This is a genomic window from Pseudomonas sp. TNT3 (assembly GCF_010095445.2).
Lineage (GTDB): Bacteria > Pseudomonadota > Gammaproteobacteria > Pseudomonadales > Pseudomonadaceae > Aquipseudomonas.
In genome coordinates, this window is sequence record NZ_WFGV02000057.1 from 1 (window position 1) to 13,660 (window position 13,660).

The 13,660-nt window shown below is 60.2% G+C and carries 12 protein-coding genes and 1 pseudogene; 8 read left to right on the forward strand and 5 right to left on the reverse strand.

Annotated features, from left to right (window positions below):
• From GBC55_RS24815 to GBC55_RS24835, 5 genes and pseudogenes are all read left to right on the forward strand, one after another.
• The coding region (locus GBC55_RS24815) for a TOBE domain-containing protein (RefSeq protein WP_247266993.1) at window positions 1–298 on the forward strand (298 nt) is incomplete at its 5' end.
• A gap of 15 nt (window positions 299–313) precedes the next feature.
• Entirely contained in the window at window positions 314–1,234 is a 921-nt protein-coding gene (locus GBC55_RS24820; RefSeq protein ID WP_162440629.1) for an ABC transporter permease, read from the forward strand.
• Window positions 1,231–2,039 (forward strand): annotated as a pseudogene (locus tag GBC55_RS24825) (ABC transporter permease). The gene GBC55_RS24820 and the pseudogene GBC55_RS24825 overlap by 4 nt, the downstream one beginning before the upstream one ends.
• A gap of 27 nt (window positions 2,040–2,066) precedes the next feature.
• Complete coding sequence (locus tag GBC55_RS24830) at window positions 2,067–3,113, forward strand: extracellular solute-binding protein (protein ID WP_247266994.1); 1,047 nt, start codon at window positions 2,067–2,069, stop codon at window positions 3,111–3,113.
• Window positions 3,114–3,173: 60 nt separating this feature from the next.
• The gene (locus tag GBC55_RS24835; protein ID WP_162440628.1) at window positions 3,174–4,637 is read left to right on the forward strand and encodes an amidase; all 1,464 of its coding nucleotides are present in this window, start codon (window positions 3,174–3,176) and stop codon (window positions 4,635–4,637) included.
• On the opposite strand, the gene GBC55_RS24840 is transcribed toward GBC55_RS24835, so the two are convergent.
• The 5 genes from GBC55_RS24840 to GBC55_RS24860 all read right to left on the reverse strand — a co-directional run bounded on the left by GBC55_RS24840 (window position 4,621) and on the right by GBC55_RS24860 (window position 9,258).
• A complete protein-coding gene (locus tag GBC55_RS24840; protein ID WP_162440627.1) occupies window positions 4,621–5,706 on the reverse strand; it encodes a glycine betaine/L-proline ABC transporter ATP-binding protein in 1,086 nt (361 codons plus the stop codon). The genes GBC55_RS24835 and GBC55_RS24840 overlap by 17 nt on opposite strands.
• Window positions 5,696–6,586, reverse strand: a complete 891-nt coding sequence (locus GBC55_RS24845) for a proline/glycine betaine ABC transporter permease (RefSeq protein WP_162440626.1) — start codon at window positions 6,584–6,586, stop codon at window positions 5,696–5,698. Before GBC55_RS24845 ends, GBC55_RS24840 begins: the two co-directional genes overlap by 11 nt.
• A gap of 114 nt (window positions 6,587–6,700) precedes the next feature.
• A complete protein-coding gene (locus GBC55_RS24850) occupies window positions 6,701–7,702 on the reverse strand; it encodes an ABC transporter substrate-binding protein (protein WP_162440625.1) in 1,002 nt (333 codons plus the stop codon).
• Between the two features lie 41 nt (window positions 7,703–7,743).
• Window positions 7,744–8,583, reverse strand: a complete 840-nt coding sequence (locus GBC55_RS24855) for a pyrroline-5-carboxylate reductase dimerization domain-containing protein (RefSeq protein WP_162440624.1) — start codon at window positions 8,581–8,583, stop codon at window positions 7,744–7,746.
• A 15-nt stretch (window positions 8,584–8,598) separates the two neighbouring features.
• Window positions 8,599–9,258: a TetR/AcrR family transcriptional regulator gene (locus GBC55_RS24860; RefSeq protein WP_162440623.1), complete on the reverse strand. Its 660-nt coding sequence runs from the start codon at window positions 9,256–9,258 to the stop codon at window positions 8,599–8,601.
• Window positions 9,259–9,393: 135 nt separating this feature from the next.
• Between GBC55_RS24860 and GBC55_RS24865 the strand changes: the two genes are divergently transcribed.
• The 3 genes from GBC55_RS24865 (at window position 9,394) to leuC (ending at window position 13,658) form a co-directional block, all read left to right on the forward strand.
• On the forward strand, window positions 9,394–11,430 hold the full coding sequence (locus GBC55_RS24865) for an NADH:flavin oxidoreductase (protein WP_162440622.1): 2,037 nt from the start codon (window positions 9,394–9,396) through the stop codon (window positions 11,428–11,430).
• 285 nt (window positions 11,431–11,715) lie between these two features.
• Window positions 11,716–12,093: a cupin domain-containing protein gene (locus GBC55_RS24870; protein ID WP_162440621.1), complete on the forward strand. Its 378-nt coding sequence runs from the start codon at window positions 11,716–11,718 to the stop codon at window positions 12,091–12,093.
• 143 nt (window positions 12,094–12,236) lie between these two features.
• Window positions 12,237–13,658, forward strand: a complete 1,422-nt coding sequence (leuC, locus tag GBC55_RS24875) for a 3-isopropylmalate dehydratase large subunit (protein WP_162440620.1) — start codon at window positions 12,237–12,239, stop codon at window positions 13,656–13,658.
• Window positions 13,659–13,660: the final 2 nt, after the last annotated feature.

Below are 13,660 nucleotides of genomic sequence, written 5' to 3' on the forward strand. Positions count from 1 at the left end.
TGGGCACCCACTGCCGGCGCAACCGTGCAGCGATGTGCACGTCGGCGCCTCGGTCGCGTTGTCCGTACGTCCCGAACGTCTGCACCTGGTACCGGCGAGCACCGAGGGCGCATTGCCGTGCCGGGTCGACACGCAGATCTACCTCGGCACTGACTTGCAATATCAAGTCAGCCTCAGCGACGGCTCGCGCCTCACCGTGCGCACGCCCAACAGCGTCGACCGCAGCTTGCGCTTCGCCGTGGGCACGCAAGCCGGTCTGTTGTTTGACAGCGGCAGCGCCAGCGTCCTGCACGATTGAGCACGAGGAATTGCCATGCACGCTTTACCGATTGCCAACACCCTGGAACGCCGCAAAGCTTTCCAGAGCTTCCTCGGCGTCAGCCCGGCGCTCATCGCCATCAGCCTGTTCCTCATCGTCCCGATCGTGATTGTCATCGGCTACTCGCTGATGGAAGCGAACCCCTATGGCGGGGTAAACAAAGTCTTCAGCACGGAGGCCTACACCTCGCTGTTATTCGAGCGCCAACTGGATGACAGCCTGGCCTTCGCCGACTCTTATCTGCTTATCGCGCTGCGTTCGATCGGCATTGCCGGGTTGACCACCCTTATCACCCTGCTGCTCGGTTTCCCGGTGGCGGTGTGGCTGGCCATGCAGCCGGCTCATCGGCGGGGGCTGCTGATCTTTCTGATCACAGTACCGTTCTGGGCCAACTTGTTGATTCGCACCTACGCCTGGATTTTGCTGCTGCGTAACACCGGGGTGATCAACAACAGCCTGATGGGACTCGGCGTGATCGACCAGCCGTTGCAACTGCTCTACACCGACGGCGCGGTACTGCTGGGGCTGGTCTATACCTACGCGCCCTTTGTCGTACTGCCGATTTACGCCACCCTGGAAAAAATGGACATCCGCCTGCTGGAAGCGGCGCAGGACCTTTACGCCGGGCGCCTGCGCACCTTGCGCAAAGTGGTGTTGCCCATCGCCAAACCCGGAATCATGGCCGGCGCCATCCTCACCTTTGTGCCGTGCCTGGGGGCGATGATTGCTCCGGAATTATTGGGTGGAGGCACCCGAATGATGCTCGGCAACCTGATCTTCAGGCAGTTCAGCGATGCGCGTAACTGGCCATTCGGCGCGGCCCTGTCGCTGGTGCTGATGGCAGCGGTGATGCTGGTGCTGACGGTGTATGCCCTGCGTGCCGAACGCCAGCGCGTCGCCAAGGGAGGTGCGTGATGCTGGGTCTATTCAAAAGAAACGCGCTGCAGGTGCAGGACTTTCCGGGCTTTGGCGGCTTCAGTTTCCTGTTCTACCTGTACCTCTACGCACCGATCGTGGTGCTGGTGGTGTTCTCCTTCAACGCCAACCAGTCCGCGACCGTGTGGACCGGCTTCAGCCTCGACTGGTACCGCGCCGCGTTCGCCAATCAGGCCCTGCGTCAGGCTGCGGGAAACAGTCTGCTGATTGCCGTCTGCGCCAGCATGATCGCGACGGCCATCGCCACCCTCGCCGCCCTCGGCACATCCCGGGCGCCAGGTTCAAGGGCCTGCAACTGTCGATGGGAGCGATCATGTTGCCTTTGGTGCTGCCGGAAATCGTAGTCGGCGTTGCTACCCTCGCGTTGTTTTCCACCATTGGCCTGTCCCTGGGTTACGGCAACCTGATCATCGCTCATACGGTGTTCTGTATCCCCTTCGCCTACCTGCCGATCCGGGCGCGGCTCAACGACATGGACCTCTCGCTCGAACAGGCCTCGGCTGATCTTTACGCCGGCCCGTGGCGGACCTTTCGCAAGGTCACGTTACCGCTGCTGATGCCAGGCATTGTTTCCGGGCTGATGCTGGCCTTCATTGTTTCGCTGGATAACTTCGTGATCTCGATGATGGTCTCCCAGGCGGGCACCACCACCTTGCCCATCTTCATCTTCGGCCTGCTGCGCATGGGCGTGACACCTGACGTCAACGCCGTCTCGACCCTGATCCTGGGCGTCTCGGTGTTGTTCGTCAGCCTCTCGTACCTGTTGGGCAAAAAGAACACCTGAACCTTTTACGAACCGTGGGGAATTAGCATGAGCACGTGGATAAAAAGCATCAGCACTTCGTTGTTCCTGACCTTACCGCTGACCTTGGTCGCGAGCGTTCAGGCCGCGGAAAAACTCAACGTGGTGAGCTGGAGCGGTTACTTTTCACCAGAAATACTCGCCAAATTCCAGAAGCAGAGCGGCATCGAAGTCACGGTGGATTCCTATGATTCCAACGAGACGCTACTGGCCAAGCTGAAACAGGGCGGCGCCGGCTACGACGTGGCGATTCCGTCCAACCAGTTCATTCCGATCCTGATCAAGGAGCAGTTGCTCGAGCGCTTCGACCCGGTGAACGAGCCCTACTACGCCAGCGTCGTCGACAACCTGAAAAAGCCCACATGGGACCCGCAAGGTGCCTATTCCATGCCGTTCATTTGGGGCACCACCAGCGTCGTGATCAACGCCGAGCGCTACAAAGGCCCCGCCGACAGCTACAAAGTGCTGTACGAGCCGCCGGCCGAGCTGCAGGGGCGGATTAACATGTTCGACTCGGTCAGCGAAGTCATCGACATGGCCAGCCTGTACCTGAACATCCCGTTGTGTACCGAAGATCCGAAACAGATGCAGCAAGTGCTGACCCTGCTCAAGGCACAGAAACCCTTCGTCAAAACCTACAGCTCCAAGGCCGGCTCGATCCGCGAAAACCTCGCCTCCGGTGAAGTCGACATGTCGATGTTCTGGGGCGGTTCGTCGATGCGTGCCCGGGAAATGAAGCCCAGCCTGAAGTACCTCTACCCCAAGGAAGGCGTACTGGCCTGGGTCGACAATATGGTCATTCCCAAGGGCAGCAAAAACCCGGCAAACGCCAAGGCGTTCATTGCGTTCCTGAGCCAGCCTGAAAATGCGGCGATGACGCAGAACTTCCTCAAGCACCAGAGCCCGATCAAGGGCGTGGAACCCTTCCTCGACGCCAGTCTCAAGGATGCACCGGAACTGCATATTCCCGAAGGCACCCCGGTGGTGTTCAGCAAGACCTGCGGTGAAGGCGCGATTCGCCTGGCCGATCGTCTCTGGACCAACCTGATGCGTTGATCCCTGCCGCCCCGTCACGGCGACGGGGCAATTCTCCAGCCGTCTGAAAGGCCGCTTGCAATGACTTTCAATAACATCAGCGAACTGGTCCTGCTGCAGGCCCATGAACTCGCCGAACGCATCCGCCTGCGCCAGGTTTCCTGTCGAGAAGTGATGCAGGCTTATCTTGCCCATATCGAACGCTTCAACCCACGGGTCAATGCGCTGATCAGCCTGCAAGCGCCAGAAGATCTACTGGCCCAGGCCGACCTGCGCGACACCGAACTGGCGCGGGGCGAATACAGAGGCTGGATGCACGGCCTGCCCCACGCGGTCAAAGACCTGTCCTTGACCCAGGGTATCCGCACCACCCTGGGTTCACCGCTGTACAAGGATTTTGTCCCTGAACGCGACGGCATCATGGTCGAGCGCATCAAGGCGGCGGGCGCGATCATCATCGGCAAAACCAATACCCCGGAGTTCGGCCTCGGCTCCCAGAGCTACAACCCGCTGTTCGGTGCCACCGGTTGCGCGTTCGATCCGGGCAAAACGGCCGGCGGCAGTAGCGGTGGCGCGGCGGCAGCACTGGCCATGCACCTGGTGCCGGTGGCTGACGGCAGCGACATGATGGGCTCGTTACGCAACCCGGCCGCGTTCAACAACATTTTCGGCTTCCGTCCATCGCAGGGACGCGTGCCGTTTGACGACAGCGCCGACCTGTTTTTCGATCAGCTCGGCTACGAAGGTCCCATGGCGCGAAGCGTGCGAGACGCAGCCTTGCTGTTGTCCATCCAGGCCGGCGGCGATGCCCGTGCACCACTGTCCATCGCGGAGCCTGGCAGTGTTTTCGCCGCGCCACTGGAACGGGACTTCAAGGGCACACGCTTGGGCTGGCTCGGCGACTTCAACGGTTACCTGCCGATGGAAAAAGGCATCGTGGCTCTGTGCGAGAAGGCCTTTGCCGACTTCGAAAGCCTGGGTTGCCACATCGAACCGGTGCAGCCGGCGTTCGCGCCCCAACTGCTGTGGAGCAGCTGGCGAACCTTGCGCCACTGGTCAGTAGCAGGCTCGCTGGGGGCCGCGTATGCCGACCCGCACAAACGCGTGCAGCTGAAACCGGAGGCCTGCTGGGAAATCGAAAACGGTTTGCAACTGTCGGGCAGCGACGTCTACGCCGCCACCGTTGTGCGCAGCGACTGGTACCGTGCGCTCTCGCGGCTGTTCGAGCGCTTCGACTACCTGTTGTTGCCGAGCGCCCAGGTCTTCCCGTTCGACAAAACCATCCCATGGCCAAGTTCCATTGAAGGCGTGGCCATGGACACCTACCACCGCTGGATGGAAGTCGTGATCCCGGCCACGCTGTCCGGGTGCCCGGTGGCCAACGTGCAAGTGGGCTTCAATGACAACGGGCTGCCGATGGGCGTGCAAATCATCGGGCGGCATCAGGCCGATTTTGCCGTGCTGCAATTGGCCCATGCTTATGAATCGGCAAGCCGCTGGTTCACTCGGCACCCGTCGCCATTGCTGACTACGACGCCGCGCTAGCCTCGGCCATCCGCGACTCCTCGCTGATTGTCGACGTCACCATCGTCGCGATAATCGACTTCAGGGCCAGTTGCCCCACGGGCTGGCCCTGTTCATTGGTGACCACCATCTCATCCAGCCCCGCCTCTACCAGGCGCTTGACCGCCGATTCGAGTGACGTGCCCACAGGCATGGCCAGCGTTGCGCCGGGCTTGACCCGTACAAAAGGGCGCATGATCGCGTCGACGCTGATCACCCGTCCGCGATTCACTTCCTTGACGAAGTTGGCAATGTAGTCGTCGGCGGGACTCATGACGATCTCCTGTCGGGTGCCTTGCTGCACCACTTCACCGTCGCGCAGGATGGCGATGCGGTCACCGATGCGCAGCGCCTCGTCGAGGTCATGGGTGATGAACACGATGGTCTTGCGGATCTCTTTTTGCAGGTCCAGCAGCACCGATTGCATGTCCATGCGGATCAGCGGATCGAGCGCCGAAAAGGCTTCGTCCATCAACAGGATCGGCGCATCGTTGGCCAGTGCCCGGGCCAGGCCGACACGCTGCTGCATGCCTCCGGAGAGCTGATTGGGGTAGTGATTCTCGTAGCCTTGAAGTCCGACCCGATCCAGCCAGCGCCGGGCAATTTCCTGTTGCTTAGCACGGGGCAAGCCCTGGATTTCCAGCCCGTAGACTGCGTTGTCGAGCACCGTCCGGTTCGGCAGCAACGCGAACTTCTGGAACACCATCGACACATGATGCCGCCGGAATTCGCGAAGGTCGTTGCGGTTCATTTTCAGTACATCAACGCCCCCCACGATGACTTCACCGGCGGTGGGTTCGATCAACCGGTTGATATGGCGGATCAAGGTCGATTTGCCCGACCCGGAAAGCCCCATGATCACCTGGATCCCACCGGACGGCATGCTGATGTTGATGTCCTTCAAACCCAGCACATGGCTGTGATTGCTCAGCAGTTCAGACTTGCTCATGCCCTGTTTGACCCGCTCGATACTGGCCTGCGCCTGGTAACCGAAGATCTTGTAGAGATGGCGGATTTCGATGCCAAAGTCGCTGCTCGGATTAGTGGCCATGAACCTTCTCCAGATGCTTTTGCAGCCGTCTTCCATACGCCTGGCTGACCCGATCGAAGATCACTGCGATGCCGACAATGGCCAGGCCGTTGAACATGCCCAGGGTGAAATACTGGTTGGAAATGGCTTTGAGCACCGGTTGCCCCAGCCCTTGAACGCCGATCATCGAGGCAATCACCACCATCGCCAGGGCCATCATGATGGTCTGGTTGATGCCGGCCATGATCGAGGGCAACGCCAGCGGCAATTGGACGTTTTTCAGCTTCTGCCAACTGGACGAACCGAAGGCGTCGGCGCATTCGAGCATCTCGGCGTCGACGTGGCGGATGCCCAGGTTGGTCAGGCGAATCATCGGCGGCAAGGCGTACACCACCACCGCAATCAAGCCCGCGACCTTGCCGATGCCCAGCAACATCACCACTGGGATCAGGTAGACAAAACTCGGTAGCGTCTGCATCACGTCCAGAATCGGACTGACCAGATTGCGCAGTCGATTGGAGCGAGCCATGGCAATGCCCATCGGTAAACCGATAACGATGGAAATCACCGTGCACACGAAGATCATCGACAGCGTCTTCATGGTGTCGGACCACATGTCCAGGTACCCGATCGCCATCAGCGTGAACACGCAACCCAGCACGATTTTCCAGCTGCGACTGCCGAACCAGGCAATCAAGGCGACCAGCAAAATAATGATCGGCCATGGCGTGGTGGTCATGAATCGCTCGGCCTGATTCAGAAAGTACTGCAACGGCTGGAAGAAGCTTTCGAAGCTATCGCCGTAGGTGCTGGTGAAGTTTCGAAAGGCCCCGTCGATGGCCTTTTTCAAAGCCCGGAGCCGTTCGTCCTCCATATGTGGAAAGCTTGATAGCCATTCCATGAGATTCCCCTTTTGTTGAAGACCTGGCAGTCGATTCAAGACATGGGTGTTCTTATTTTTATCGGCGCCCTGTGCGATGCAGCTCGACGTATCGGGCTGCATCGACTCATGGGATTAAAGCGCAGCTTTGATCTTGCCGCTCGCTTCAGGGGTCACCCATTGGCTCCACAGCGCTTCGTTATTTTTGAGGAAATACTTCGCGCCCTCCTCACCGGTCGCCTGGTTATCGGTCATCCAGGCAATCAGTTTGTTCACCGTTTCGTTGGACCAGGCGCGCTTGTTCAAGTACGCCATGACGGTCGGCGAGCGGGCGGCGAAGGACTTGGTGGTCAGGGTGTACACCCGATCGATCGGCCAGCCGTTGGGTTTGGGGTCAGGACAGTCGGCGACCGTGTTGCATCGCTTCCACTCCGCCGCGTCCACGGGATGGCCATTATCCAGTTTCACCATCGGGTATTTGCCCAGTAGTGCCGTGGGTGCCCAGTAGAATCCGAGCCACGGCGCCTTGCGTTCGTAGGCTTTGGCGATAGAGCCGTCCAGCGCCGCTGCCGAACCGGTGTCGACCAGTTCAAAACCGGCTTTCTCGAAACCGTAGGCTTTGTAGAATTGTGCGGTAACGACAGTGCCGCCCCAACCTTGCGGGCCGTTGTAGATCGCACCTTTTTTCTTGTCGTCTGGGGCCGGGAACAGTTCCGGGTGTTTTTTCACATCGTCGAAACTCTTGATGTCCGGATGAGCGTCAGCGATGTATTTCGGAATCCACCAGCCCTGGGATCCACCGTCGCTCAACGAGTTGGCGGCCTGGATCAGGTTGCCGCTTTGTATGCCCGTTTTGGCGACCTCCGGAACCAGGTCGATCCAGCCCTCGGGCGCAATATCGGGCCGGCCCTTTTCGACCATGGAGGTGATGGTGGGCACCGTATCGCCCGTCACCAGGTCCGCGTTACAGCCATAGCCGGCATTCAGGATCAGCTTGTCGACGTTGGCCATCACTTCGGCGGATTGCCAGTTCATGTTGGCAATCGTTACATCCCCGCACTCAGCCGCTGCTACCCAGCCACTGAAGGCGACCATCGCCAGCGCCAGTCCAGTCTTCGAGAAAGACTTTGCATTCATAAACGCACCCTCGATTGCGGCCGGAATTAAGGAAGGGTCAACTACCGCGTCATTGGACCTTCTTTCTTGTCAGCAGAACGGGCAAAAGGACTCATTGAACGTGCAACCTGGGTCGCGGCGTCCAGACCTGCTTTTATTGTTTTATCGAAACCGTTTGTCAGCATGGCCTCGAGGCCCGCGGCGGTGACGCCGCGGTAACTGCTCAGCATCTCCAGAAGTTCGTCGACCGAGTGTTCCTTGCCGATCAGCTGGCTGGCTTCCACGACCACGGCATGTGCGGCACGGCGGGCAACATCAGGCGCCAGGCCTCGGCTCAAGGCGTCTTCACACAGGCTGCGCGCCAGCAACGCGGGGTAGGCAGGCCCGGTTCCGACCAGCGCCGTCAGGTAATTCATCTGGTGCTCTTCGAAGACTTCATCGGCGCTGCCGAAGGTTTCGAACAGCCGCTGTGCAAACGTTTTTTGCTCGGCGCTGACGTCCGGTGCGGCAAACCACGGCGTATAGGATTTGCCGATCTCGGCGGCGGCATTGGCCATGGCGCGAATCACCTGGCGGCTACCGGTTTGCTGCATCACCTCGTCCACGGACACGCCGGCCATCAGGGAAATCACCAGACTGTTTTGAGCTGCAATCCGTACTTGGGCAAATTGCTCCGGACGTACCGACACAATCACCACCTCACAGCAATCCACCAGCGCCTGGTTATCCTGCGTGACCGTCACCTGCGGCCACTGGGTCGTCGATAAGGGATGGCGGGCGCTGCGGTTCGACAGGACCAGCGACTCAGGCCGGATCAACGACTTTTCGAGCATCGCCAAGGCAATCGAACGGCCAAGCCATCCCGATCCACCGATAATGCCTATCGTGGGTTCTTCAAACATTTGAACCTGCCTTCGTCAGTCGGAAGTCGCCGGTGACACCTCGTCCATCTCGTAGCCATGGCGGGCGTAGAAGCGTTTCAATTCGCGCTCCAGGGGTTCCTGGCCGGTGAAAATCTTCACGTATTCGGGAATCCGCCGCATACGTTCCCCGACGTCCTCTCGGGTATTGGTACTGATGTAGCCAATCTGTGTCAGGTAGATCGTTCGAGCCCGCACATCGGCGGCGTTGAAGTCGTAGTCGAAGCGCACGAACATGCGGATCAAGGCTTCGCGCCTGGCGATGTCGGCCACCCTGATGTGCTCGGACACTTCAGCGGACTGCAAGGCCCAACTGCGCATGGCGAATTCGAACTGTGAATCAAACAGGTCCGGGTTCAGCCAGCAGTCGAAAACGTTGAGCATCGCCTCGGCAATGCTCTCGGCGTAACACTCGGTCTGGGCCACCAGATTGCCGGTGTTCTTCACCCGCCAACGTTCGATCAACGCACTGAGCAGCTCTTCACGATCCTTGAAAAACCAGTAGAAGCTGGTTCTCGACAGCCCGAGTTTTTTCGCCAGCGGCATCACCCGCACGGTGTCCACACCGCACTCGGTGAGGCTTTCGTACGCGGCATCGAGCCACCCTTCGGGCGACCCTCTCCAGCCTGTGTCCATCACTTTGGTTTGTTCGTTCATGGCTCGATCCTAGTCGCTGATCCGACGTCACGCAAGTAAAATGTACACCTGTGTCCAGCTTGTTGACACAGGTGTACATTTCACCCTAACGTAATTTCAAACCTGGTCCGCTGTCGCTTCCGGAGAGTCTTGACGATGCTGAATGATCCGCTCCTCCAGCCCTATCAGTTGAAGCACCTGACACTGCGCAATCGCATCATGACCACCGCCCACGAACCGGCGTATCCCGTGGACGGCATGCCCAAGGACCTCTATCGCGCCTACCACGTCGAACGGGCAAAGGCCGGTGTGGCTTTGACCATGACGGCCGGCTCTGCGGCGGTTTCCCGGGACAGCCCACCGGTGTTCAACAACATCCTCGCCTACAAGGATGAGGTGGTCGGCTGGATGAGGGACCTGACCGACGCCTGCCACGAACATGGCGCGGCGGTGATGATTCAACTCACGCACCTGGGTCGCCGCACCCGTTGGGACAAAGGTGACTGGCTGCCTGTGGTGTCGCCGTCGTTCGAGCGCGAGGCGTCTCACCGTTCCTTTCCGAAGAAGATGGAAGACTGGGACGTGGAGCGCATCATCAAGGACTACGCCGACGCCGCGGAGCGGATGAAATTCGCAGGTCTGGATGGCATCGAACTGCAGGCCTACGGGCACTTGATGGATCAATTCTGGTCGCCGCTGACCAATGATCTGGATGCGCCGTACGGGGGGTCGATCGACAACCGTCTGCGTTTCACCTTCGACATCCTGCGCGCCATTCGCCAGCGCGTCGGCCAGGAATTTATCGTCGGCGTGCGCTACACCGGCGACGAGCAATTGCCCGGCGGACTGACACCCGCGGATGGCCTGGACATCTCCAGGCGCTTGAAAGACAGCGGCATGGTGGACTTTCTCAACGTCGTCCGGGGGCACATCGACACCGACGCCGGTCTCACTGACCTGATTCCAATCCAGGGCATGCGCAACTCCCCGCACCTGGATTTCGCCGGAGAAATTCGCGCCGCCACCGACTTCCCGACCTTCCACGCCGCGAAGATTCCCGACGTGGCCACCGCCCGCCATGCCATCGCCTCGGGCAAGGTCGACATGGTCGGCATGACCCGCGCGCACATGACCGATCCCCATATCGTGCGCAAGATCATCGAAGGTCGGGAAGAAGATATCCGCCCTTGCGTCGGCGCCAACTATTGCCTCGACCGGATTTACCAGGGCGGCGCAGCTTATTGCATCCACAACGCAGCCACCGGCCGGGAAACCACCCTGCCCCACGACATTCCAAAGGCAGCAAAGAAGCGCAAAATCGTCATTGTCGGCGCGGGTGTCGCCGGGCTGGAAGCCGCGCGGGTGGCGGCCGAGCGTGGTCATGAGGTGGTGGTGTTCGAAGCCGCCAACCAGGCGGGCGGACAGGTTCGGCTGACGGCGCAGTCCGAGCGCCGGCGGGAAATGATCAGCATCGTCGAATGGCGCATGGCCCAGTGCATGGCGCGGGGTGTCACCTTCCACTTCAACACCTGGGCCGAGGCCAGCACTGTCCACGACGAGAACCCAGACGTGGTCATCGTCGCCACCGGCGGCCTGCCCCACACCGAGATTCTCTCGAGCGGCAATGAGCTGGTGGTCTCGACCTGGGACATTATTTCCGGGGACGTGAAGCCTGGGCGCAATGTTTTGCTGTTCGATGACGCCGGCGACCACGCCGCACTGCAAGCGGCAGAATTCATCGCCAGGAGCGGCGCAAAGATCGAGATCATGACGCCGGACCGAACCTTCGCCCCGGAAGTCATGGCGATGAATCTGGTGCCCTACATGCGCTCGCTGCAAGCGCTGGACACGACCTTCACCGTGACCTTCCGCCTGCTTTCAGTTGAGCGCGACGGAACAGACCTGCTGGCGACCATCGACAGTGACTATGGCAGTGCGCGCAAGGTTCGACGGGTCGATCAGGTGGTGATCAACCATGGCACCCGCCCTCTGGACGAGCTGTATTTCGAATTGAAACCCGCCTCCAGCAATGGTGGCGTGGTTGAGCATCACGATTTGATCGTCGGGAATCCCCAACAGGTCGTGACGCATCCCGAGGGGCGGTTTCAGTTGTTTCGCATTGGTGATGCGGTTGCTGCGCGCAATACCCACGCAGCGATTTACGATGCGTTAAGGTTGGTCAAGGATCTATAAACGACGAGATTCCTGCAGCAGCTGGGGAAGCCTGCATCCTGTGGCGAGGGGATTTAGCGAAACGTCGCACCGCCCCGTTCGGCTGCGCAGCAGTCGTAAAGATTCTGGGGCCGCTGCGCGACCCAACGGGGATAAATCCCCTCGCCACAGGGTTCAGGGTTCAGGGTTCAGGGTTCAGGGTCCAGGGTTCAGAGTTCAGAGTTCAGAGTTCAGAGTTCAGAGTTCAGAGTTCAGAGTTCAGGCTGCAGGCTGCGCCAGCTACGAAGACCATAGAGGTAAACACCCATGCCAAACAAAGAAACCCCCTCCTGGAAAATCGCCGGCAAAAACGGCGTTCAAGGACCGGTGGCGGGCTCGCAGTACTACTGCGCCGCCACCGATGACTGGCAGCCCACTACCACGCCAGGGTTCTGGATAAAACCGCTGTTCGAGGACACCTCGCGCGGTGAAAAAACCATGCTGATGAAGGTCGACCCCGGCGCCCATGCCGCCAGCCATACCCATGAAGGAGAGCTGGAGCAGTTGTTCGTCCTCCAGGGCTCGTTCTTCGATCAGAATCGCACGCTGAACGTTGGCGATTACTGTTGCCGTGCCCCCGATGCGGCCCACAGCGCTGGTTCGGTCGACGGCGCCGTATTGATGGTGGTTTACACGCGGCGCTGAGCTGCACCCTAAATTGCCATCCTATTATTCACATTACGTGCGCAACGCCTTCACTTAACCGCTCTTGATGCAAGATCTGCGATGAATATGCTGTCAGTACATCGACACCGTGATCTCGCATAAGACCAACAAGAGCCCACTCCATGAACAGCCCCAGAACGCTCTATCAAAAGCATATCGACAGCCATACCGTCTGCGCCCTCGACGATCAGGGCCATGTGCTGTTGTACATCGATCGTCAGGTCGCCAACGAATACACCAGTCCGCAAGCTTTCAGTGGCATGCGTGAAGCCGGCCGCGCTGTGTGGCGCCCTGCCGCGACACTGGCCGTGGTCGATCACGTGAACCCGACGACACCCACGCGCATAGCCGCGATGCCCGATGCCGGCGGTGCCCGGCAGGTGTCTTACTTCGAAGAAAACTGCCGGGATTTCGGTATCGAACTCTTCGACGTCCTCGACAAGCGCCAGGGCATCGAGCATGTCGTGGCCCCCGAGCAGGGTTTTATCCTGCCCGGCATGGTAGTGGCCGCCGGTGACAGTCACACCACGACCTATGGCGCATTGGGCGCGTTTGGCTTCGGCATTGGCACGTCGGAAATCGAGCATTTGCTGGCCACTCAAACCCTGGTCTACAAGCGCTTGAAGACCCTGCGCGTCACGGTCAGCGGGTTGCTGGGGACTGGGGTCACGTCCAAGGACATCATCATGGCGCTGATCGAAAAAATCGGCGCGTCGGGCGCCACGGGTTACGCGATCGAATTCGCCGGGGCGGCGATCGATGACCTCAGTGTCGAAGCCCGAATGACCATCTGCAACATGGCCGTGGAAGCGGGAGCTCGGGGTGCATTCATGGCACCGGACGACAAGGTTTTTGCCTACCTGAAAACCAGACCCCGTGCGCCTCAAGGGGAGATGTGGGATTTGGCCGTCGCGCAATGGCAAGGCCTGCACAGCGATGACGGTGCGGTGTTCGATCGCGAAGTCAGCCTCGATATCGGTGCGCTGGAACCCATGGTGACCTGGGGCACCAGCCCGGATCAGGCCGCGCCGGTGGGCAGCCATGTACCGGACCCCGCCGAACAGCCGGACCTGATTCTGCGCCAGGGCATGCAACGGGCGCTGCACTACATGGGCCTGGAGCCCGGCATGCCGCTCAGTGATGTGGTCATCAGCCACGCCTTTATCGGCTCCTGCACCAATGCCCGCATTGAAGACCTGCGCGACGTTGCACGCGTTGTCCGTGGCAAGCGCGTGGCGGCGCATGTGCGGGCAATGATCGTCCCAGGCTCCACATTGGTCCGTGACCAGGCCGAACAGGAAGGCCTGGCCCAGATTTTTCTGGACGCGGGTTTTGAGTGGCGCCAATCGGGCTGTTCGATGTGCCTGGCCATGAACGATGACGTCCTCGCCCCCGGCGACCGTTGCGCCTCAAGCACTAACCGCAACTTCGAAGGACGCCAGGGGGCCGGTGCGCGCACCCACTTGATGAGCCCGGCGATGGTCGCAGCCGCCGCCATCACCGGGCACCTGACTGACGTTCGCTCTTTCGCCCTGGAGGCTTGAAG